The sequence below is a fragment of the Niastella sp. OAS944 genome, assembly GCA_024809215.1.
Taxonomy (GTDB): domain Bacteria; phylum Bacteroidota; class Bacteroidia; order Chitinophagales; family Chitinophagaceae; genus Niastella.
In genome coordinates, this window is the sequence record JANUBW010000001.1 from 2679638 (window position 1) to 2701717 (window position 22080).

Consider the following 22080-nt stretch of genomic DNA (forward strand, 5'->3'; position numbering starts at 1 on the left):
CTATTTCATAGTAAACGTAAGCCGTGCAAAATCATTCACGGTCAACTGCTCGGCCCTTTTATCGAATATGGGGTCTTTTAATTCTTCGGGAGTATATAAGCTTTTTACAGCATTGCGTAAGGTCTTGCGTCGTTGATTGAAAGCCGTTTTTACCAATACAAAAAACCTCCTTTCACTAAACATTTCAGGAAGGGTTTGCCTTGGCGTTAATCTAATAACAGCGCTTTTAACTTTGGGCGGTGGGTTAAACGCATTCTCAGGTACTTCAAACAAATACTCAACATCGTAAAATGCCTGAACCAGCACACTCAATATGCCATACACCTTATTGCCCTCGCTGGCAACCACCCGTTGTGCCACTTCTTTTTGGAACATGCCTATCACTACCTGTACACTCTCCTTCCACTCCAGTACTTTAAATAATATTTGGGAAGAAATATTGTAAGGGAAATTTCCAACCAGCGTAAATGGTTCAGCAAAGGGCTGATCGATGGTAAGAAAATCCTGGTGAATGATCTTTGATTGTAAGGCCGGGTAGGTTTTATGTAACCAGTTTACTTTCTCCTCATCCAACTCAACGCATTTAAGGTCGATATCGGGCAGTGTAAGTAAGTATTTTGTTAAAGCGCCACCACCGGGGCCTACCTCCAGTAACCGTTGAAACGGATGCTGTTGCAGGGCCTGCACTATTTTGCGGCATACATTTTCATCTACCAGAAAATGCTGTCCTAATGATTTCTTTAGTGTATACACGTTGCAAAAGTACGTTAATAAGTTGACGAGTTAACGGGTTGACAAGTATTCCCAATGTGCAAGGCTCCTATTATCCGATGCCTCGGGAATTTGCAGGGGCGAAGTAAAAAATAAAGAGGTAGGGTTTATATCTTCCAGGAATGAAAGACAACCGTACCTCTTCTTTGATCCGCATGAAACTTAAACCTTAGTCAACCTTATATTGTAACCATCCTGTTCTTTTATAATTTGAAGTATGCTGCCTTTGCAGCATCGACTGTTGTATAAACCGCGCATACAATTGCCGGTTGTTTTTTGCAGTAGTATATAATGGAACCTCAGCCTGCTCATCTTCACCAGCCGATGCATTTGCATTAAGGGCTTTATTACCTGCACGCATTGTATTGAGAATATCATTGGCCAGTTTATCGGTTGTTACCGTACCATCGGCCATTATGTTTGATACAAGAATATCGTTGGCGAGTTTATCAATTGTAACTGCGCCATCAGTAGTAGTATTTTTAGTTGAAGCTCCCTTACCAACAGGTTTTGTTGGATGTGTTCCCTGGTATTTAATGTAGCCCGATGGGCGTTGTGGGTTAACTTGTGCCTGCGTACATTCATAGCAAACAACTATGAGCAACACAGCCAATAGGGTGTTCTTCATAAAATACGGATCTCGGAATCTATAAACGCACCGTTTAAAATTTTATTGGTAAAATATGCCCTAAAATAAACACTTATCTATACTGAATCCTTTCAGCATTAATGACTTAGTTATTTTACCTGAAGCACGTTACGAATAAACACCTAATCAGTCTACACTTTTACTATGCTTATACCTTTTTGTTCAACAGCGAAATTACGTGCAGTTATTTCTTTACGATAATACATAAACGAACTTTGTAATTCCTACACTACATACAAGTTGCTCCTGTTGTCAACAGGGGAATAGGGTTTACCTGTTAAAAGTCGGCAGGCAAAAGAAAGCCCCTTGATACCCGCCATTGACAAACCCGCGCATAACTCACTGCATTACAATCAAATAGGCCACAATTTATAAAAATATCCCTGCCAGCCAGCCCGAAAGCTGTTTTTGTAGCGGGAAGCATGCCACATACGCCTTTCCTTGAACATTATATCGTAAATTAGCCGCTTCAATAGTAAACTCACAATGAACGCACAACAACAAAAACCCATAATAGGCATTTCGATAGGCGATTTGAACGGTATAGGAGCTGAATTGGTGATTAAAACCCTTAACGATCACCGCCTGCTGGAACTTTGCACCCCGGTTATTTTCGCCTCCAATAAAGTGATCAATTTTTACCGCAAATCGGTACCCGATATCAATTTCAGCTATCAAAGCATTAAGGAACTGAACCGCGTAAACTTCAAACAGATCAACATTTTTAACTGCTGGGAAGAAGAAGTAGGTATTACACCCGGCCAGTTGAGCGATATTGGTGGCAAGTACGCTATTAAATCATTGACCCAGGCCGTTCAGGCATTGAAGGAAGGCAAGATCCACGGACTGGTTACCGCACCCATTCATAAAAAAAATACCCATAGCAACGAATTCAATTATACAGGCCATACCCCTTACCTGAAACATATTTTCGGTGCACAGGATGTGGCTATGCTAATGGTGGCCGGCAATTTCAGAGTAGGCTTACTGAGCGAGCACGTACCCGTAAGCGAAGCCGCTAAATATGTTACCCGCGATAACATTCTGTCGAAGCTGAGCATCATTAATAATTCGCTTATAAAGGATTTCGGCATCGATAAACCTAAAGTGGCTGTACTGGGACTTAACCCCCACGCGGGCGATGAAGGTTTAATTGGCCGCGAAGAAGAAGAGATCATTAAACCCGCTATTAAAGACGCACGTCACTTTATGCTGGCCATGGGACCCTATAGCGCCGATGGTTTCTTTGCCCGCAAGCATTACGAAAAATTCGATGCAGTGCTGGCCATGTACCACGATCAGGGACTGATACCATTTAAATCACTGGCTATTGGCGAAGGCGTGAACTATACCGCCGGTTTACCTGTAGTACGCACATCACCCGATCACGGTACCGCTTTTGATATTGCCGGTAAAAACAAAGCCGATCATACTTCGTTCCTCACCGCCATATTCGAATGTATCGATATCATCAATCGCCGCCAGGGTTATGTTGAAAGCCATCGCAACCCGGTGAAGAAAGTTACACCGGCCATTCTTGCGAATGTTGAAGATGAGAAAATAGAAGAGGATACTAACAACGAATAATTACAACAACGCATAAATAAATTACCCCTTTCCAACGGCAGTTGGAAGGGGTTTTATTTTGATAGGACAAGTAGGCTAAGGTTTAAATAATAAGTTGGCTTGTTAACGCAACTTGATCATGACATAAGCTAAGGTTTACGAAATAAGATGCCAGTCATTGCAACTATTTCAAGTGAAAAGTATAGGAAAAGGTTCGCGAATAAGTTAGCCATTGCAATTGGCGCCTATCCATGCAAAAGCATAAGCTAAGGTTTAAAAAATAAGATTACACACATCAAAGCAATTATGGCAAGCAAATAAGGTATCACCCACGTTATAGTGGTTTATAGAAAGAAAGGTCTCGTAAAATTGATTGGTACATTACCTGGCCGGGAGCACAAAGACATGACAGTTTTCAGGTGTACTTTTCACATTTGATTTTGCGCATATATAACGCACGTGTTGAATATATTATTTCTCTTAAAAAATAATAAAGAAAGTACTTAAACATCAAGTGATTGATAATCACCTGCATGAATTTTCTTAACTAAAAACTATTTGATATAAATCAATAAGATTTATAAACATCCATGTTGCAGTACATTATTGAAGACTACTTGAAGAGATCATTTGCCAGTCCTTTATTGATACTATAGCTATTGTAGGTGATCTGTATCTTTCCTTTTTGATTGGCTGCCCCTGTAGTGGTTTTGGATTGTTGACCGCCTGCATCGTAATCAAAGGCAAGGCCTTTGGGTAATTTATAATCTTTAGTTGCAAATAAGAAAGTAATTACATCTGGCAGGCCTCTGTTGGCATACTTGCCATACTGCATTTCCATTTCATAGGTACCATTTTCACGGGTTGTAATAATGGCCTTTTTTACCAGCGCATCTTTTTCATCGATATACAGGGTTGAAACCACTACATCACTTTTTTCATCGAGGGGCAATAGCTTAACTATAGCCACCGCAGCATCGTTTACTGTTCCTTTTCCTGCCGATACTGCTGTATAATTATTTCCTTCAAATAACGCTGCCAGGTTAATATTGCCACCGCCCTTGGGTACTATGGAAATACCATCCTGCTTTTTGATCTTGAATTTATCGGGCTTTTTATAATATATGGTCACTTTTGACTCAGGCACTTTCATAAACGAAACATCGGTTTTCATAACACCTTCGGCCTGGTAGTCGGAAACAATAGCCAGTTTATCTTTCACTTTTTTTATCAGTTCACTGGCATCCTGCGCCTGGCTTACGAAAGCAGGCAACAGAAAGAGCGACAATAAACATGCAGTAACAGATAATTTCATACCCAATAATTTCATACTGCAAATTTAACGCACGCCCTTCTGCCATAAATGAATTTAACGAAGCCTTACAGAAAACTGTCTGCATCGCGATAGGCTTTTATTACTGCCAGTTCGCCCTCTTTTTCCTTTTGGGAATTACCATGTTCCATACCCAATATGCCCTTAAATCCTTTACTATGAATGTGCTTGAAAATATTACGGTAGTTCATTTCGCCTGTACCAGGTTCTTTACGCCCCGGGTTATCACCTATTTGCAAATAACCAATTTCATCCCACGACTTATTGAGGTTGTTAATGATGTCTCCTTCATTGCGCTGCATATGATACATATCGAACAACATTTTGCAGGCCGGGCTGTTCACTGCCTTACAAACCATATAGGCCTGGTCTGAGTGGCGCAGGAACAGGTCGGGATTATCGCTTAGCATTTCAAGCACCATTACCAGTCCATGCGGCTCTAAAATAGCGGCCGCTTTGCGCAAGGCGGTAACTACATTGGCGGTTTGATAATCGAACGAAAGCGACCGCTCGTAGTTACCTGGCACCACCGTCATCCATTTGGCACCGCAGCGTTTGGCAACTTCAACCGCTGTTTTGCAGTCGGTGATCATTTTATCTATCCATTCCTGTTTACCGGTGGTGAGGGAGGTTTTCCAATGCCATTGATCAGAGGTAATGACAAACACGCCCATAGTCATACCCAGCTTTTGCAGGGTATCGCCTATTTTCTTTTGCATTTCAGGTGTGCGGGCCATCATTCCATTATCTTCAATGGACCGAAAACCATGGTCGTACCCAAATTTTATCTGGTCAATAATATCATTACCTGCATGATTCCTGAACATGCCATCATGAAAAGCATAATTTAAATTGAAAGGCTTATCTGCAACAGGAGCAGGTTGTTTATATATCGGTGTAGCAGCAGCGCTAACGCCATTAGCAGTTATTAGCGAAGCACCAGCCAGGGTGGCTTGTTGCAGAAAGGAACGTCTTTTCATATAGAGCATTTAGTTGCTTAAAATTATGGATAATAAGTTTTAGCAGGTTACGCGGTTCGTAGAAAAACCAAAAATAAACAGGGGGATGCTGTTTAGGGATGAATGGCTTTTAAACGACATGTATGTGAAAGTTGAAAAGGTACTTTTCAACTTCCCATGCAAACGTTTGCCAAAACTAATCCCTGCCCATGCAGTAAATGGAATGGTTTAATTTCATAATTTCCATTTCCTTCATTAAAAAAGATTGCCTTGTGAAATCAATACAATTTGTAATGTCATTGTTGCTTGGTAGCGCCTGTGCTATGGCGCAAACCAATAATGTTAGTGAATTTGCCCCCTACGCCCAAACCATTCCCGGTAGCCCGGTATCATTTAGTATGGTGCCCATACAGGCCGGCAACTTTAGCATGGGCAGCCCGGAATCTGAAGCGGGTCACAAACCTGCCGAGGGCCCTGCTAAAAAAGTGCAGGTGAATGCATTTTGGATGGGTGCTAAAGAAGTTACCTATGATGAATTTTTGTTGTTCTTCAACGATGAAAATACACCACGCGAATCGGAAGTAGATGCGGTTACCCGCCCTACCCCACAATACATCGATCTTAGCTGGGGCATGGGCAAACAGGGTGGCTTTCCGGTAAACAGCATGTCGCAATATACTGCAATGATGTATTGTCGCTGGTTGTATAAAAAAACCGGCATTTTTTACCGGCTGCCAACCGAAGCGGAGTGGGAATATGCCTGCCGGGCCGGCAGCACCACTGCCTACTTTTTTGGCAACGATGCTAAACAATTGAAAGAGTATGCCTGGTTTGCAGACAACAGCAATAAGAAGTACCAAAAAACCGGTCAAAAGAAACCTAATGCCTGGGGTTTGTACGATATGCTCGGCAACGTTGGCGAATGGACACTCGATCAATACCGCGATGATTATTTTACCACCATTGGTGATAATGCCCTCAACCCCATGATAACACCAACGGAAACTTATCCCCGCGCAGTCCGTGGCGGCGGTTATTTAGATAAAGCCGATGCGCTGCGTTGTGCAACCCGACAGCCTTCCGATGCGTCATGGAACAAACGCGATCCCCAAATGCCCAAAAGCAAATGGTGGCTCACCGATGGAATGGCCGTTGGTTTCCGTATCGTTCGTCCCTTACAGGCTCCTACTGCCGAAGAAGCAGATGCCTTTTATAAAAAGTATTGTCACGAGTAACACCCATTCGTTACCTCGTTATATTATAAGGTTCCTGATTATGTTATACTAAAACTGATGCACAATGAGCACTGAACAATCTAACAACCTTGCCACTTCGCGCCGGCGGTTTGTAAAACAAACAACCTGGCTGGCCGGAGGATTACTTGCCGCCCCCTTACTCTCAAAAGCTAATTATTTTTCCGGCGCCGACGATACTATAAAAGTAGCGCTCATCGGCTGTGGTGGCCGCGGTACCGGCGCCGCTATGCAGGCACTGCTAAGCAAGCAGAATGTAAAGCTGGTGGCCATGGCCGATGCCTTTCGCGATAACCTGGATAGAGCTTATAAACGGTTAACAGCACCCGAAACATCAAAAGGCAGTGGTATAAACCTGGCAGATCGCATAGACGTCCCTGAAGAAAGGAAATTTGAAGGCTTCGACGCCTATCAAAAAGCCATTCCACTGGCCGATGTAGTGATACTGGCAACACCTCCGGGCTTTAGACCCATACATTTTGAAGAGGCGGTAAAGCAAAACAAACATGTATTTATGGAAAAACCGGTAGCCACCGACCCTTCGGGCGTTCGCCGGGTACTGGAAGCTGCCGAAATTGCCAAACAAAAGAAACTAAATGTGGTGGTTGGACTGCAACGCCACTATCAGAATTCCTACCGCGAGTTATTCAAACGTAAAAAACTTATTGGTGATATTACCTCGGCCCAGGCCTGGTGGAATAACGATGGCGTATGGGTACGCCAACGCCAGAATGGTCAAACAGAAATGGAATACCAAATGCGCAACTGGTATTACTTTGTATGGTTATGCGGCGATCATATTTGTGAACAGCATATTCATAATATCGATGTGGTAAACTGGTTTAAAGAAGGGGTGCCTGTTAAAGCCCAGGGCATGGGCGGCCGCCAGATACGCAAAGGCAAAGACAATGGCGAAATATTCGATCACCATTACGTTGAATTTACTTATGCCGACGGCTCTGTACTCAATAGCCAGTGCCGCCATATACCAGGCACCATGAGTAAAGTTGATGAACTGCTTGTTGGCACCAAAGGAAAAATTGCCTGTGGGGCCGGCACCATCACCAACCATAAAGGCAAAGTATTATACCAGTTTGATAATAAGACAGAAAACAACCCTTACCAAACTGAGCATGATGAATTGTTTGCGGCTATTGCCAAAGGTGAATACAAGTTTGCCGATGCCGAATGGGGCGCCAAAAGCACCATGACCTCTATACTGGGCCGTTTGGCTACATATACAGGGCAGGTAGTAGAATGGGATAAAGCATTGAACTTACAACTGAACCTGCAACCCCAGGCTTACGACTTCAATGCTCCACCGCCTATATTACCCAACCCCGATGGTTACTACCCGGTTCCCACACCAGGCGTAACCAAGTACGGTATTTAAATATCAGGGGAAGTATTTCGGGCCCCTACGAATGAGTTATCGCATGATTCATTCCGTAGGGGCTTATTTTATAATACCCCAGCTAGCTTACCTTAAAAATTTTACTTATCTTCCGCATATTGGCAGCCAGCTTCGCTGCCACCGGCTCCGTTTAGTAGCAAAACAGTATTCCCAGGCTAACGTTCAACCAATCAAAAAACAGGTAAGCCCCCTTCGGGTAACAAAAACAAGTTTTTATAATGAAAGGTTTCAGGCTTTTCAGGTGGTTTAAGGATGTGTCCATTGCCAAAAAACTGTATTTAACGGTAGGTCTTATGGCTACCCTTATTGCTATTGAATTAGGTGCTCTTGTATTCTCCATAAATACGCTTTCATCAGTACGGGCATATGTAAGCGGCGAAGGCCTTTGGTCAAAAGCACAAAAGGATGCCATGTACCAGTTACTACGGTACAGCCGTACGCATAATGAAGCCGATTACCAGGAGTTCAAAGTATTTATGAAAGTGTCTGCCGGCGATCATAAAAGCCTGGTAGAGCTTGGCAAACCAAACCCCAATATGGAAATTGCCCGGCAGGGTTTTATAGAAGGGCGTAACCACCCCGATGATGTGGGAGGCATGATAACCCTGTTCACCCGGTTCAACTGGGTTTCATACATTAATAAAGCCATTAAAATATGGTCAGAAGCCGATCCGCTGGTTAGGGAATTCAACCCTATTGCCGAGCAATTGCATGCAGAGATAAACTCACCCAACCCTTCACCCGAAAAAATAAACACTATTATTGCAGCCATCGATCCGCTGAATGTACGCCTCACCAAACTGGAAGATGATTTTTCTTACACCCTGGGCGAAGGATCGCGCTGGCTCGAAAACCTGGTACTTAAATTATTGTTTATTATTGCCCTTAGTGTTGAAGTAACCGGGTTAACATTAGCTATCATTGTTAGCCGCAACATACAGAAAGGCCTGAGCGAAATTTTGCAATCGGCCAAAGCAGTTACCAAAAAAGAATTCAATAGAAAAGCAAAAGCGTTCTCAAAAGATGAGATAGGCATACTGGCCAATAACTTTAACAGTATGGCCGAAGAGCTGGAACGCAGTATTAAAGAATTTCAACAGGCCCAACAAAAGTTCAAAGGCCTGCTTGAATCGGCCCCGGACGCTATTGTGATAGTAAGTGAAAAAGGTACTATACACATGATCAACAACCAATGTGAAAGTATCTTCGGTTATAAAAAAGAAGAACTGGAAGGTTGTAATGTAGAAATGCTGTTACCTGAAAGATTCCGGAACAAACATCCTGAGCACCGGCAATTGTTCTTTGATAATCCACGCGCCCGGCCAATGGGCGCCAGCCTTGAGTTATTGGGCCTTCGCAAAAATGGAGAAGAGTTTCCGGTAGAGATCAGTTTAAGCCCGCTTAAAACAGAAGAAGGGGTGCTGGTTACAGCTGCCATCAGGGATATATCAGAAAAGAAGGCGCTTGAAAATGAGATCAAAGAAGCAAATCTTTCACTGGAGCAAAAAGTAAAACAACGCACAGCCGAACTGGAGATCAAGAACAAAGAGCTGGAGCAATTTGCCTATGTAGCTTCGCACGATCTGCAAGAACCTTTGCGTACTACCAGCAGCTTTGTTGAACTCCTTCGCAAACAATACTATAATAAGATCGATGCAAATGCCGACAGGTATATCAACTACGTGATACAGGCATCTGACAGAATGAAAACGCTGATCAAAGACCTGCTCGATTACTCACGCATTGGCCGCGAAAAACAATTTGAGCCCGTTGATTGTAATGTTACTTTTACTGAGGTACTGGCCGACCTGGCCAAAGTAATAAAGGAAAACAAAGCCGTTATCACTGCCGAAAAACTGCCCGTAGTAAAAGCATTCCCAACCGAATTAAAGCTGCTCTTTCAAAACCTCATCAGTAACTCAATCAAATTTCAAAAGGAAGGTATTGCGCCACAGATCGACATCTCGGCATCAAAAGAGAACGGGCACTGGCATTTCCGGTTTCGCGATAATGGTATTGGCATTGATAAACAATACCAGCAACGCATATTCATTATTTTCCAACGCTTACATAACCGTTCTGTTTATGAAGGTTCGGGTATTGGCCTTGCCCATTGTAAAAAAATAGTTGAGTTGCATGGTGGCAGCATATGGGTTGAATCGGAAGCCAGTAAAGGCAGCACCTTTCATTTTACCATTGCGGTTAACCCACCGGTTTCAGGATAACACATCTTTCTTTTTAAATATTACAACTGCTGCAGTTACAAAAGCAATAATATGCACCACCAAAATAGCAGCCGAACGTAATATGCCCGGCAGGTTTTGTATACTGCCCGGCACGGCGCTGTTGCCAGTGGTTGCCTGAATATCAAAGAACCCCTTCCACCCCAGCATATGCGATGTGAACAGGTATGGCTTCATTGTAAGGAACAAGGGCAGGTCCATGGTAGTAAGAATGGTGCAAACAATAACAATACTCATGGCTGCTACTATGGGGCCAATGGAGTTTTCGGCAAACAGTGATAAAAAGAACGACAGCGCAGCTACCGTAGTCATGGCAATGGCGGCAAAACCAAAAGCCGCCAGGTAACGCCAGAACACATCCGAAGCAGGAATTTGAATGATCACCTGGCTTTGAAACACCATTAGGTCGCCCGATCCAAATATTAATAAAGACAGGAACAACGACAATATGGCCATCCATATCAGCAACAAGAAGGTATAGATTGAAGATGCCAGGAATTTGCTTATCAACAATGTTGACCGGCTAATGGGTTTGCTTATCAATAATCGCAACGTTCCCATATTGGCCTCACCGGCAATCATATCGCCGCCAACCAACGCTATCAGCAACGGCACATGTATAAGCAGGGTTTGCAAAATAAAGTAACAAACAAAATAGCCGTTGAGTATTTTGCCTTCTACATTAAACCGCTCTATACTTTGTAACATAAAACCAACATAGGTTTTACCATCGAGATATAAGGCCAGTTGAATTAAAGTAACAATAGCTGCAATAGCAATAAAAGCAATATAGGTACGCGGGCGCTTGAATATCTTAAAAAGCTCAATTTGTAAAAGTGTCCACATGCCGGTTTTCGGTTGTTAATGACAGAAAATAAGATTCCAGTGAGTTTTGCGGTTGCAACGACATAATATTTGCGCCGGCATTTACCAGGTCGGCAGTAAGCGAAGGTACCTGCGCTTTATTCATACGCAACAATATAACCTGTTTATGCTGTTCCTGTAAATGGGTGCTCCACCGGCTGCTTTGTAACCAACTCATTACTTCCTGTGGGTTGGTAACTTCCAAATGCACGATGGTATTTGCCGGGTCAACCAGTTCGGCTACTGTTCCTTCCATTATTTTTTTGCCCTTATCAATAATGAGCATGCGGTTGGCTATCAATTCAATTTCATGTAACAGGTGCGACGATACCAGAATGGTTTTTCCCTGGTGCCGGCTCAGGTGTAATATGAGGTTACGAATGTCAGCGATCCCCTGCGGGTCTAATCCATTGGTCGGTTCATCCAGAACGATCAGCTGCGGATCATGAATAAGCGCAATGGCAATTCCCAAACGCTGTTTCATACCCTGTGAAAAAGTGCGCACTTTACTATGTGCCCTTTCGCTAAGCCCCACCTGTTCTAACTGGTCTTTCAGCTTTTTATCGGTGACCGAAACACCACTCATTTTAGCAAACAGGGAAAGGTTTTCATATGCAGTAAGATATTTATACAGATCGGGCTTTTCAATAACAGCCCCTATTTGCCGCAACACTTCTTTGCGATGTGAATATAAATTCTTTCCAAACAATTCAATAGTTCCCGCTGTTGGTTCAATGAGCGTAAGCAACATACGGATAGTAGTAGATTTTCCGGCGCCATTCTGCCCCAGAAAACCATATATATCGCCCGCGTTCACAGTGAAAGAAATATCATTCACGGCTTTCAACTCACGATATTGTTTGCTTAAATTATTGACCTTTATGATGGAAGACATATGTATTTATAAATTGTACAAATTACAACCCGAAAAGGTTCGGCCACACAAAATATACCTGGTATGAGGTATTATTAAGACCGATTTAACCAAAATATATTTTTATACGGCCTCCCTTGCAAAAGACAAAACCGTTAGTTACATTTGTAAGGTCCCTATTCATCCTCTGATAATTCCGTAGCCCGCAGGTCCAAAAGTTTCGGCCTGCAAAAATTCCAAAGACCTACATAAGCCGCTGACTATTTGATTGATAGCAGAATTCAAATACCCAGTCGCCGGTTTTATTCTTCTTAATCTGCTTTTTAGTATAAATACGTTCCAATTCCTACGTAATATCCCAAAATTCGTATTACCCATCCCTTTGATCGTTGGTATCCTTTAAACAACGCATTGCCTTTTGAATATCCATGCCGGGTTATTATAACCCGCACTGGCGTATTTATTATTTAACGCTGAAACTGTCACAAATGAAGCGCATATTATGCTTACTGATAGTAACCTGCCTGCTGGCTTCAGGTACCAACGCCCAGGTTACTGAAAACTTCGACCCTCGTAGCGGAGTTGCCCTTACCCAATTAAAAGGATACCTGCAAAGTCATTGCTGGGCATTGCCCGACCTTGACATTACCCGCGCCAATTCTGAAACAGATGGCTGGCTGGTACCTGGGGGCGTAATAACCCCCTATCAACGCACCGGAATTTATACCCCGGTACTCGATGTAACCAACCAGATCAATATTTCTTTCAACTGGCAGTTTGATCAGGTTTTTGAAAAAGGAACACGCCGTTGGGTAAAAGTATATTTAACCGATCCCAACAATATCGTTGTTAATCGCCTCGATAGTTTTGAATGCCCCAACGTTGCCCAAACGGCGTATAACTATAACAGAACGTTTATGCATTTACAACCGGGCATTTATAAAGTATACCTGAATTACCAGGGTACAGGTGGTAATGCCCGCATTGCCATCGATCAGCTTGTTGTTTCGGCGCCCCTGCATTATACCGAAGGTTGCAATACCTCACCAATAGCAGAAAATGATAATATCGTTGGGTTACCCGACCACACAGCTACGGGTAAGGTTACCGGTAATGACCGTGATGTTGATCGCGATTATATAAACGCTTATCTCATCAGCAATTCGCCCGATGGAAAAGTTCAGCTAAAGAGTGATGGCAGTTTTACATTTACACCCAACCCCGACTTTACCGGCAATAGCACTTCTTTTACTTATAAGATCTGTGATAATGGCTATGGCCGTTTATGTTCTCAGGATGCCACCGTAAAGCTGAGCTTTCCCGATGAATCGGTAAGCCTTAGTGATTTTGCCGGGCTTTATAACGATGGCGGTAATGTATTACTGAAATGGGCCACTGCTTATGAATTCGATAACGACCGTTTTGAAATTGAAAGAAGTATAGATGGCCGCAAATGGCATACAGCCGGAACTATAAAATCGGAAGGCGTTTCAAAAAAGAGAAAAATATATTCATTCAACGATGAAGTTGGTAAGAACACAGCATTGAAAAAAGACCTGTACTATCGCTTAAAGCAGGTTAATAACAGTGGAAAAGTTGCTACCAGCCGGTTATTGGTAGTGCGCGTACTCAATACGCCCACCGTGAAAATGGTAAGTGTTACGCCTAACCCGGCCAAAAATGATATTTCAGTTACTGCGCAGTTGAATGAAAGCAGCTATGTTGCCATGAAGATCTTAAATGCCGATGGCGCCATTGTAATGAATAAGACATCTAAAGCAGATGCCGGCGCCACTAATTTTATTTTGGATGGAAGCAGCCACTTACAACCTGGCGCTTATACGCTCGATGTTACAGTTAACAGTAAAGAGCGAATGATGGTTAAACTGATCAAAGAATAACTGGGTTTCACAAGTATAATGCCCCTGCTTTTACCAAAAGGCGGGGGCCTTTTTTATTTATGTACCCCCAGGTACGACTGCAGGTTCTTTACATATTCATCAAAAGCCGCAACACCGGCAGGTGTTATTTTACACATGGTTTGCGGGTAGTTGTCTTTACTTTGCTTCACCACGTCAATATACCCCGCCTCTTTTAGCTTATTTATTTGTACGCTTAAATTACCGGCTGTAGCATTCGTTTTTTCCCGAATAAACGTAAACTCGGCCTCCTTCATACTAATGAGAAGTGAAACCACTGCCAGTCGAAGTTGGGAATGTAATATTGGATCCAGATCTTTAAACTCCATGGTTCGTTCTTTCCATAAAAGAAGAAAACGGTCCACGCACAGTTGCATCCCATACGTGGACCGTTGCAATTATTTACAGGTGGCCAGTGTTTTTTGGGCAAAGTCTTTTCCCCAACTGGGCGCAATGGCGCTGGCCGGTTTAAAAGCTTCAAACTTTTTCACCGCTTCTTCAAGCACGGGTTTGGCGGTGTTGCAACCACCCCCAAATTGCTCGGGTGTATTGCGCAAATTCTGGCCCTGCAAATAGTAAGGCCTTGGGTTGGTAGGGTCCTGCTTTTTTGCATTGTCCAACTCTGTTGTAATGGTGGCGCCGTATTGTTGCCAGCGTTGTTGTGGATTAACCAGCATACGCAGGGTAGCTATCATTGATTTTACACAACTGATCTCAGAATTATTAGGTTGCAGGGCATCGGCTTTATTAAGTAATGTTTCGGCTTTACCAGCAAAACCATCGTTATTGGCCATATCGTTCTTCATAAACGCATACAACACCTGGCCAAGGCTGGCATAATAATAAGGCAGCCATTGTGTTTTTTCAGCATCGGCAATACGTTCAAATGATGCGGAGACAGATAACATATCGTCAGCGGTTTTTGCAGAATCCAACTGAACAAGGGTGCTCGTCATGGCCTTGGTGAACTTTTCGCTTTGTGCAAATCCCTGTACGGCTAAGGCAAGCGAAAGAAGTGCAATAAACATTTTCTTCATGATGATTGGTTTTTGTTTTATAGTGTTTTTATAAGTTGCTGTTGATAACATCGTCGCTTCTGTCGACCCCAAAACTCAGGAAACATCCTATGAATACGAAGCGGCGCGAAGTAGGCAGAACAGGATCTTTTCGCAATCCATTATAGGAATAGTTATAACCAAAGATCTGATCGCTGCCCAACACATTGTTAACCGAAAACACCCATACGGCAAATCGTTTTGCTTTGGGATTACCAATATTGGGCAGATAATTCACACTAAAGCTTAAGCTGTTGTAAGCAATGGTTTTTCCCTGATCGGCAATTTGGAACTTACCCGCGTTGTTGTTATATCTTATATTATAATACGGGCGGCCGGTTGCAAACGTATACGAACCGTTGAACTGTGTCTTTAATTTGGTAACGAATTTTTTAACCACCAGGCTGGCCGTATGTGTTGCTGCAAAGTTGGGTTGAATGGCATAGGGATAATTCAGGTAATCTCTTTTAGTATCAAGGTAAGAATAAGAGATCCAGTAATCAACATTCTTCAGGGTCTTACGATCGCGCCAGAACAGTTCAATACCCTGGGCCTTGCCATAACCACCATTGCCAATACTGTCAATAACCCCATTGCTATTGGTGCCGTATGTTTTTATCAGCTGTTCATACTTTTTATAAAATGCTTCAATGCGTAATGTATAATCCCTACTTACCCGTTGGTAGTTGGCTATGTAATGGGTGGCTTTAGTATACACCAGGTCGTTATAAGCATAACCGCGCAGGAAATAATCTTTCTCGGGCTTTTGATAAAAAATACCATAGGCCAGCGAAGCCTGGGCCTTATTGCCTACTTTATATGCCAGCGATATACGTGGCACCAGATTTGTTTTTTCCATTAATGAACTATGCTCAAAACGGCCACCTACTTTTGCAGCCAGGTCGTTGGTGATATAAATATCCGCTTCGGCAAAGGCTGCTTTAAAATGATCGTCAGCCTCCATTACATAGTCGGTCGTATACTTATTGGTAAATTTATTTTTATCGGTAAAGTACATGTACTCACCGCCGAAGCGAATGGCGCTTAAACCATACAACCTTCTTTCGAGCACTGTTTTTATTGTTGCCAGGTCGCCGTACTGCTTTACTTGAAAGCTTTTGGTATCGTAGGGTTCATCGCTTACAAACACAGGCAGGTTCTGCGGGTTCTGCAATTCATTTCCTATTTTATCGGTATTGGTACTATAAGATGCGCCCATGTACAAATGCCATTTGCGGCCCAGCTTTTCTTTCCACGATAAATTACCATATAAATTAAAGTTGGTGAGGCCGAAGGCATTTTTTAAGTCGGTTGAATCAATATCGGGCCGGCGTACGCCCAGGCGGTTATAGTTGAAATAACCATAAAACTTCAACATACCGGTTTTTGATGTCTTAATGCGAAAGTTAAAATCTGCATTATGAAACTCAGGTATTTTGAAATTATCAGGGCGTTGTTTTATTACGGCAAAAGAGGCTACCAGGTTTACATAATTGTAATTAACGCCCCAGCTGGCATTCTTCTTCTTCGACAGTTTTTGAAAGCCGGCATTGAGGCCAACGGTTGAAACGCCAACACTGGCAGACGATTGATCGGGCAGGTCGACCGATTCAAGAATAAGGGCAGAAGAAAGGGCCTGACCATACAGTGCCGAGTAACCGCCGGCACTGAACACGGTGCCCTTAAATATAAACGGAGAAAAGCGGCCCCTCGATGCTATATCGGGCACACTGCTAAAAAAGAAGTTATTTACCAGGGTGCCATCAATAAATACTTTTGTTTCCTGCGCAGTGCCACCACGCACAAACAATCCTTCGCTTTCCCCTACCTGTTGGGCGCCGGGCAGGGTTTTAATGGCGCCGGTTATATCGGCATTGGCGCTGGCGGTGGTAACAATATCTATTGGATTCAATACAGTGGTGCGTTTGGTATCGCTGGCCTCAAAAGAACCGGCAGTTATGGTAACGGCCGTTAATTCATTGGGCTCCTGTTTTAGCACCACATCAAATTTTAAGGTAGCGCCGGTAATAGTAACTTTTTGCTCATACAGCTTAAAACCAATGGAAGTAACCAGCATGGTTTGCCCGCCCTTTTCGGTTGTTTTGAATTGAAAAGCGCCAAGCGAGTCGGTTGTAGCGCCATCATAAGTATCTTTTATGGTTATACTGGCTCCCTGTACAGGATGGCCTTTTCCGTCTTTTACTTTACCTGAAACAACAGTTTGAGCGGAACCGGCCAAAAAGGATAAGAGCAATACAAGCAGCGGTAATAAGGGAAGCATTGGTTGGTATTTTGTAGCCCAAACCTAATTTAGTTTACGACATAAACCAAATTAGTTTACAGTATAAACCAAAATATTTTCGAAACTTATCCCCATTCCTCCCAATCATGGAATATACGCTTATTATTACTCATTCTACTGATTATCACTTAATTGAGATATTTTTTTATTAAATGTAATTATCACGCTATCTGTTATCAATTGATTTATACCAGATTTGATAGAGCGTTTATTTTTAATATTTTATATCTAAAATGGGTACATATTTACCCGTAAAATATCCGTAGTGCTTTTGCGTTGTACGATTGGCGAATAAGTGCCAATTTCGCTTTTAATTGATTTATATCCGTACTGTAAACTATGAAAAGGATCAAAATTCCTTCATTAGCACCTATTCATTTAGGTGACTTTGACCACCGTATAACCCCGGCAGTTATCTGTGCACTGCTGATGCCCCAACGGTTAAGGGAAAGTTTTTCCTTTTTAGCCAAGCCCCCTGCATCGTTCTATTCACTGATCTCTGTTTCTGCAAGTTTACCTGGATATTATCATTTATTTAACAAAGAACATATGCCCCTACAGGCAAAGAATGTTCACTTAAAAACGGAAATAACACTGACTGAACTGATACTAAACAACTGATACATTTACTATAGATAACTTTTTAAAACTCTGTAAAATGAAACTAAACGAGTAATAAACGAAAAACCCAAACGAAAACTAAATAGAAAGAATATAGGTTATAATTTATGAAGCAGCGCGAGGCCTGTTTCTTTATTATGATGAATTAAATTAGAAAACTTTCATGTGTAAATCCGGAACCTATGAATTTTAAATTCTACCCTTTGAGAGCGCTGCTCTTCACCTTATTGCTATTTGGCTTTAAGGCAAACTTGCAGGCGCAAGCAGATTTTCTTTTTACTAAAGGCGCCTTTAACAACTCATCAGGTAGTGGTGGTGCTACCGCGTTGGTAGGTAACTTAATTACTTACACTATCAGGATCACCAATCAAACTACCCAAAACTTCGTTGCCAGTAAACTGTACGACAACATCCCTTATGGTGTAGCGTATATGCCAGGCACTACCACATTAAATGGCGCCGGGGTGCCCGATGTAAGTGGTAAAATGCCTTACGCCGGCAGCGGCGGTTACATTAATTCGCCAACTTATGGAATTGGTATTCTGGCCCCTGGCGCAGAAGCTATTGTTACATTCCAGGTGAAGGTAACGGCCAACGGCGGTAAGATCTTTAACAATGCTACCATCGATGCCACACAAAACGGTGTTGCCACCATTCAGGCTACCAATACCGTTGAAACAACTGTAACGGTAGATGCGGCATGTAACGTTATTTACCAGGTTACTACAGTAAACCCAGATCCCTATTTTACCGACGGTACTAACCAGGACCCGTATAGTTATCTCAGGACCGTGAACGTTACTCCTCCTGTAAACAATATACCGCCAGGATCACTCCTCGCTACAGGGGTTAATGGTGGCGAACCTCAGTATACACTTCCCGACACAATAAATAATGTTAAACACTTTGGCGCAGGGGGTAGTGGTACAAAGATCGATTTTCTGAAGGGTTGTGCAGCCATCGCGTACGACAGGGATTCAAACAGAATTTATTTTGTAAACAACACCCTTTCAAACAACAACGACAATCCTGTTCCAAACAAGCCATACCTGAGCTATTACGACCGCGATACAGATAAGTTTTACAGGACCAACCAATTTCTAACAACCAATAACAGCTCTGGCTATAACGTAAACCGTATGGGTAAGGGCTCTGACGGTTACTTTTATGCACTTACCTCAAATGCCCGGGAGCTGATCAGGTTTAGCATTTCTCCCGGAAACATCTTCACTATTGACCCCCCAATAGCATTGTCCAATGCGACAACAAACGGTAGCAGAGATATATTCTCAGAAGGCGGAGGTGATCTGTTTGCCGACGGATCTGGTAAATTATACATGATCGCCAACAGCAACAACATGTATAAGATCAACCCGGTTACAAGAGTCGCCCACTTCATGGGAACTGTTTCCAACGGTCCTAATGCAAGCTGGCCAGATTATGAATATTCTCAATCGCTGGCTATCGATGCTAATGGCAATGTATATATCAACGGTAACTTCAGAGATATATACAAGGTTAACCTGCAAACAATGGTGGCTTCAAAAATCAACTCAACTTCACAATACGTATACACAAGCGGCGACTATTCTGCGTGTGGTTTCCCTGTACTGGCCAGCTCTATCATTGCCGATAAATCGTATAAAAACATAAACGGCAGTACAACCGTAAATGGCGGCGATACCGTTGTATATACAATTACTGTAGAGAACATTGGTAACGTAAATGCAGCGGGTGTTTACATGTACGATTACATTCCCCCAAGCACTGTATACTTACCCGGTACTACAAAAATGAATGGGGTTGCAGTAGCTGATGTAGCAGGAGTTATGCCGTTTGCCGTTTCAGGTGGCCGCCTGGTAAAAACCCAGGGAGAAGATGATGGTATTGTAAAACCAGGAGCAGCAAACAGAGCAGTAGTAACCTTTAACGTTGTAACAGAGCCTAATAAACAGGTATGTAACCAGAGCCGTATTACCCTGCTCGATGCCGATGGTAACGTAATGTTCGTAAACTCAAGTGACCCTACAAACGTAGGTCAAACGCCTACCTGTTTCTATTCAGATGGGGTATTGCCTTTGCAAAACCTGAAACTGAAAGGTAGCCTTAATGGCGACAGATCGGTTTTAAACTGGTCAATGATCGGCGATGATAACATAGCGTATTATGATATTGAATACTCTGAAAATGGTTCTGCATTTAAATTTATGGCTAAAGTAGCTGGTAAAGGCCTTAACAGCTCAACCAACACTTACCAGTATACCGATGTTGAACATACTTTCGCTCCTCTTCGTCATTATCGTTTGAAGGTTGTTGAAAAAAGCGGCAACTTCAGCTATTCAGGATTAGTAACGCTGAGCCTTACAGATGTTGAAGTAGCAGCAAAACCTAATCCTTTCGATCGCAGCATCAACGTACGCATCAGTTTAAAAACAAATGAACAGGTTCGTATCAGATTGTTAGATGTGGTTGGAAGACAGGTTTACAGCACAACAGAAAACTTAACTATGGGTGTTAATTCAATCCTCATTAACCTACCTACCAGCCTCAAAAAAGGCATGTATGTGTTGGATGTTAAAGCAGGAGAACAGTCATTCCAGAAAAAACTGTTGAAGCAATAATCAGGTCCTCCGGAAAGTAGAAAAATATAAGGGTCCGAAAGCGGCTTTCTTTTCAGAAAGCTACTTTCGGACCTCTTCTTTTACATGCTCACTACAGCGATATTCCTGCCAGGGGCGCTGTGCTTACTTCGTTTTTATAAATCGCTGCACCGCTGTTTCCTTGCCATCCGATACCTGCAGCAGGTATATTCCCGGCGCCATACCGCTAACATTAACCGTAGCAGTTTGACCGGCGATGTTATTGCTTATTCGCTTTATGTTTTGGCCATTGGCATTCATTAGTTGAATGCTCACCGCTTTATCCTGCCAGCTGGCGGCCAGTGTTATTCGTAATTCGCCTGTAACCGGGTTGGGATATACTGTAATGATTTTCGCCGTTGTATTATCAGCATCCATCTTAATGATGCGTGTGGCGCTGTGCTCATATTTTCCATCCATATCAACGATCTTCATTCTGTAATAAACAAAACCGCTTGTAACGGCCTTCAGATCGTCTTTAAAGCTGTATTCACGGCGAAGGGTACTGTTGTTACCTTCGGTGAATATTACCCCCGCCTCATTGAACGCTGTGCCGTTCAGGCTCTTTTCAACTACAAAATGACTTACATGCTCTTCCACATCGGTGGTCCAGTTCAACACAGCCTGGCTGCCATTCTTCTTTGCCGTAAAAGCACTCAATACCACGGGTAACGTACCATTTACAGGCGCCTGGTACGTAAATGATTTGAACCAGAACGAATACATGCGCTCGGTATCAATATCCCTGTTATCGCTATGACCGCCGGCGCGAACGCGCATTTTATTTTTGTTGAGGTATTGGGCAGTGGCCATTAATTTGGTAGCACTGGTATCGATACCGGAATAATCTTTATTAGGGCCGGAAAACTTTTTACCGGTAAGCGTCAATGTGCTAAGTATATTTTCCAACAGATCGTCTACCGATAATGAAGTGCGCTGCTCGGTAGTATATGTTGTAAGATTGTACAGGGCAACCCATTCATTGATATCATCGTCGCCGTCGATATCAAGCGCAGTAAGGTCCATTGTTGAAATGGTTACGGGCGTACTATCTATGGTGGAATGAAAAGAGATCTCAAATTCGAGCCACCAGTCGCGTTCGCTTTTACCTGCGTTCTTCTTTTCATAGGCAATATGGGGCTGAAAGGCCTTGTTAAAACCAGTGCTGGTAAGATCGATTGTTGATAATTTAACGGCCGAAGAAGAGCGGCCAGCGATCTTTATAAAGCCATTCACATTGGGCGCTACATTGGGGAACTTATAAACGGCGCCATCCTGGCCCTCGCGCCCCTGCACCAATGAAGCATCTTTAAACTCCAGGCCCTGTGCCTGCGTGGTGGAAACAGCGGCCAGCATCATCAACAGGGCCAAAAAGGCATTAAAAGCGAAATACAGCAGTTGTTTGGGTTTTGGGTAAAGCTTACTCATGTGATTAAATTTTGAAATTATACGTGATGACATGCGCACAGGAGCACATACAGGTGCCTGTACGAACACGACTAAAAGCGCCGATCACAGATCAGGTAAACAGTGCAGTAATTCCCCGCAGGGCTGAAACATTGAATTTGATATCGGAAGCAGAGAAAGGAAATGGGATTTAGTTATTCACTAACAGCGG

At 42.9% G+C, this 22080-nt stretch carries 17 protein-coding genes; 7 read left to right on the forward strand and 10 right to left on the reverse strand.

From position 1 onward, the window contains the following. Both rsmA and GGD38_RS10355 read right to left on the reverse strand, forming a co-directional pair. Positions 1-753, reverse strand: a complete 753-nt coding sequence (gene rsmA, locus GGD38_RS10350; protein ID WP_375298067.1) for a 16S rRNA (adenine(1518)-N(6)/adenine(1519)-N(6))-dimethyltransferase RsmA — start codon at positions 751-753, stop codon at positions 1-3. Between the two features lie 187 nt (positions 754-940). Continuing rightward, on the reverse strand, positions 941-1399 hold the full coding sequence (locus GGD38_RS10355) for a hypothetical protein (protein WP_375303801.1): 459 nt from the start codon (positions 1397-1399) through the stop codon (positions 941-943). Between the two features lie 507 nt (positions 1400-1906). Here GGD38_RS10355 and pdxA point away from each other — a divergent pair. Next, positions 1907-3007: a 4-hydroxythreonine-4-phosphate dehydrogenase PdxA gene (pdxA, locus tag GGD38_RS10360; RefSeq protein WP_375298065.1), complete on the forward strand. Its 1101-nt coding sequence runs from the start codon at positions 1907-1909 to the stop codon at positions 3005-3007. 592 nt (positions 3008-3599) lie between these two features. Here pdxA and GGD38_RS10365 read toward each other — a convergent pair. Both GGD38_RS10365 and GGD38_RS10370 read right to left on the reverse strand, forming a co-directional pair. Further along, a complete protein-coding gene (locus tag GGD38_RS10365) occupies positions 3600-4301 on the reverse strand; it encodes a hypothetical protein (protein WP_375298064.1) in 702 nt (233 codons plus the stop codon). A 65-nt stretch (positions 4302-4366) separates the two neighbouring features. Further along, positions 4367-5299 carry a hydroxypyruvate isomerase family protein gene (locus tag GGD38_RS10370; protein ID WP_375298063.1) on the reverse strand — a complete coding sequence of 311 codons (933 nt, stop codon included), beginning with the start codon at positions 5297-5299 and terminating at the stop codon, positions 4367-4369. A gap of 251 nt (positions 5300-5550) precedes the next feature. Between GGD38_RS10370 and GGD38_RS10375 the strand changes: the two genes are divergently transcribed. From GGD38_RS10375 to GGD38_RS10385, 3 genes are all read left to right on the forward strand, one after another. Beyond that, a complete protein-coding gene (locus GGD38_RS10375) occupies positions 5551-6513 on the forward strand; it encodes a formylglycine-generating enzyme family protein (protein WP_375298062.1) in 963 nt (320 codons plus the stop codon). A 64-nt stretch (positions 6514-6577) separates the two neighbouring features. Further along, positions 6578-7924 (forward strand): Gfo/Idh/MocA family protein, encoded by a 1347-nt coding sequence (locus GGD38_RS10380; RefSeq protein WP_375298061.1) that lies wholly within the window; start codon positions 6578-6580, stop codon positions 7922-7924. A gap of 239 nt (positions 7925-8163) precedes the next feature. Next, positions 8164-10170 (forward strand): PAS domain S-box protein, encoded by a 2007-nt coding sequence (locus GGD38_RS10385; protein ID WP_375298060.1) that lies wholly within the window; start codon positions 8164-8166, stop codon positions 10168-10170. Here GGD38_RS10385 and GGD38_RS10390 read toward each other — a convergent pair. Both GGD38_RS10390 and GGD38_RS10395 read right to left on the reverse strand, forming a co-directional pair. Beyond that, entirely contained in the window at positions 10162-11034 is an 873-nt protein-coding gene (locus GGD38_RS10390; protein WP_375298059.1) for an ABC transporter permease, read from the reverse strand. The two genes, GGD38_RS10385 and GGD38_RS10390, sit on opposite strands and share 9 nt — an antisense overlap. Further along, the gene (locus tag GGD38_RS10395; RefSeq protein ID WP_375298058.1) at positions 11012-11947 is read right to left on the reverse strand and encodes an ABC transporter ATP-binding protein; all 936 of its coding nucleotides are present in this window, start codon (positions 11945-11947) and stop codon (positions 11012-11014) included. The genes GGD38_RS10390 and GGD38_RS10395 overlap by 23 nt, the downstream gene beginning before the upstream one ends. 467 nt (positions 11948-12414) lie before the next feature. Here GGD38_RS10395 and GGD38_RS10400 point away from each other — a divergent pair, with 467 nt between their 5' ends. After that, the gene (locus GGD38_RS10400) at positions 12415-13827 is read left to right on the forward strand and encodes an Ig-like domain-containing protein (protein ID WP_375298057.1); all 1413 of its coding nucleotides are present in this window, start codon (positions 12415-12417) and stop codon (positions 13825-13827) included. A 53-nt stretch (positions 13828-13880) separates the two neighbouring features. On the opposite strand, the gene GGD38_RS10405 is transcribed toward GGD38_RS10400, so the two are convergent. The 3 genes from GGD38_RS10405 to GGD38_RS10415 form a co-directional block, all read right to left on the reverse strand. Beyond that, positions 13881-14174 carry a winged helix-turn-helix domain-containing protein gene (locus GGD38_RS10405; RefSeq protein ID WP_375298056.1) on the reverse strand — a complete coding sequence of 98 codons (294 nt, stop codon included), beginning with the start codon at positions 14172-14174 and terminating at the stop codon, positions 13881-13883. Positions 14175-14243: 69 nt separating this feature from the next. After that, entirely contained in the window at positions 14244-14882 is a 639-nt protein-coding gene (locus tag GGD38_RS10410; RefSeq protein WP_375298055.1) for a hypothetical protein, read from the reverse strand. A gap of 28 nt (positions 14883-14910) precedes the next feature. After that, a complete protein-coding gene (locus tag GGD38_RS10415; protein WP_375298054.1) occupies positions 14911-17181 on the reverse strand; it encodes a carboxypeptidase-like regulatory domain-containing protein in 2271 nt (756 codons plus the stop codon). A 360-nt stretch (positions 17182-17541) separates the two neighbouring features. Here GGD38_RS10415 and GGD38_RS10420 point away from each other — a divergent pair, with 360 nt between their 5' ends. Both GGD38_RS10420 and GGD38_RS10425 read left to right on the forward strand, forming a co-directional pair. Beyond that, positions 17542-17823, forward strand: a complete 282-nt coding sequence (locus GGD38_RS10420; protein ID WP_375298053.1) for a hypothetical protein — start codon at positions 17542-17544, stop codon at positions 17821-17823. Between the two features lie 182 nt (positions 17824-18005). Next, positions 18006-20444 (forward strand): T9SS type A sorting domain-containing protein, encoded by a 2439-nt coding sequence (locus GGD38_RS10425; RefSeq protein ID WP_375298052.1) that lies wholly within the window; start codon positions 18006-18008, stop codon positions 20442-20444. A 123-nt stretch (positions 20445-20567) separates the two neighbouring features. Here GGD38_RS10425 and GGD38_RS10430 read toward each other — a convergent pair whose 3' ends face one another. Beyond that, positions 20568-21890 carry a T9SS type A sorting domain-containing protein gene (locus GGD38_RS10430; protein WP_375298051.1) on the reverse strand — a complete coding sequence of 441 codons (1323 nt, stop codon included), beginning with the start codon at positions 21888-21890 and terminating at the stop codon, positions 20568-20570. Positions 21891-22080: the final 190 nt, after the last annotated feature.

Bases quoted from the DNA above. Each gene is read 5' to 3' on its own strand.
- GGD38_RS10355 (WP_375303801.1), bottom strand. From the start codon at position 1,399: ATGAAGAACACCCTATTGGCTGTGTTGCTCATAGTTGTTTGCTATGAA.
- pdxA (WP_375298065.1), top strand. From the start codon at position 1,907: ATGAACGCACAACAACAAAAACCCATAATAGGCATTTCGATAGGCGAT.
- GGD38_RS10365 (WP_375298064.1), bottom strand. From the start codon at position 4,301: ATGAAATTATCTGTTACTGCATGTTTATTGTCGCTCTTTCTGTTGCCT.
- GGD38_RS10370 (WP_375298063.1), bottom strand. From the start codon at position 5,299: ATGAAAAGACGTTCCTTTCTGCAACAAGCCACCCTGGCTGGTGCTTCG.
- GGD38_RS10380 (WP_375298061.1), top strand. From the start codon at position 6,578: ATGAGCACTGAACAATCTAACAACCTTGCCACTTCGCGCCGGCGGTTT.
- GGD38_RS10385 (WP_375298060.1), top strand. From the start codon at position 8,164: ATGAAAGGTTTCAGGCTTTTCAGGTGGTTTAAGGATGTGTCCATTGCC.
- GGD38_RS10390 (WP_375298059.1), bottom strand. From the start codon at position 11,034: ATGTGGACACTTTTACAAATTGAGCTTTTTAAGATATTCAAGCGCCCG.
- GGD38_RS10395 (WP_375298058.1), bottom strand. From the start codon at position 11,947: ATGTCTTCCATCATAAAGGTCAATAATTTAAGCAAACAATATCGTGAG.
- GGD38_RS10400 (WP_375298057.1), top strand. From the start codon at position 12,415: ATGAAGCGCATATTATGCTTACTGATAGTAACCTGCCTGCTGGCTTCA.
- GGD38_RS10405 (WP_375298056.1), bottom strand. From the start codon at position 14,174: ATGGAGTTTAAAGATCTGGATCCAATATTACATTCCCAACTTCGACTG.
- GGD38_RS10410 (WP_375298055.1), bottom strand. From the start codon at position 14,882: ATGAAGAAAATGTTTATTGCACTTCTTTCGCTTGCCTTAGCCGTACAG.
- GGD38_RS10415 (WP_375298054.1), bottom strand. From the start codon at position 17,181: ATGCTTCCCTTATTACCGCTGCTTGTATTGCTCTTATCCTTTTTGGCC.
- GGD38_RS10420 (WP_375298053.1), top strand. From the start codon at position 17,542: ATGAAAAGGATCAAAATTCCTTCATTAGCACCTATTCATTTAGGTGAC.
- GGD38_RS10425 (WP_375298052.1), top strand. From the start codon at position 18,006: ATGAATTTTAAATTCTACCCTTTGAGAGCGCTGCTCTTCACCTTATTG.
- GGD38_RS10430 (WP_375298051.1), bottom strand. From the start codon at position 21,890: ATGAGTAAGCTTTACCCAAAACCCAAACAACTGCTGTATTTCGCTTTT.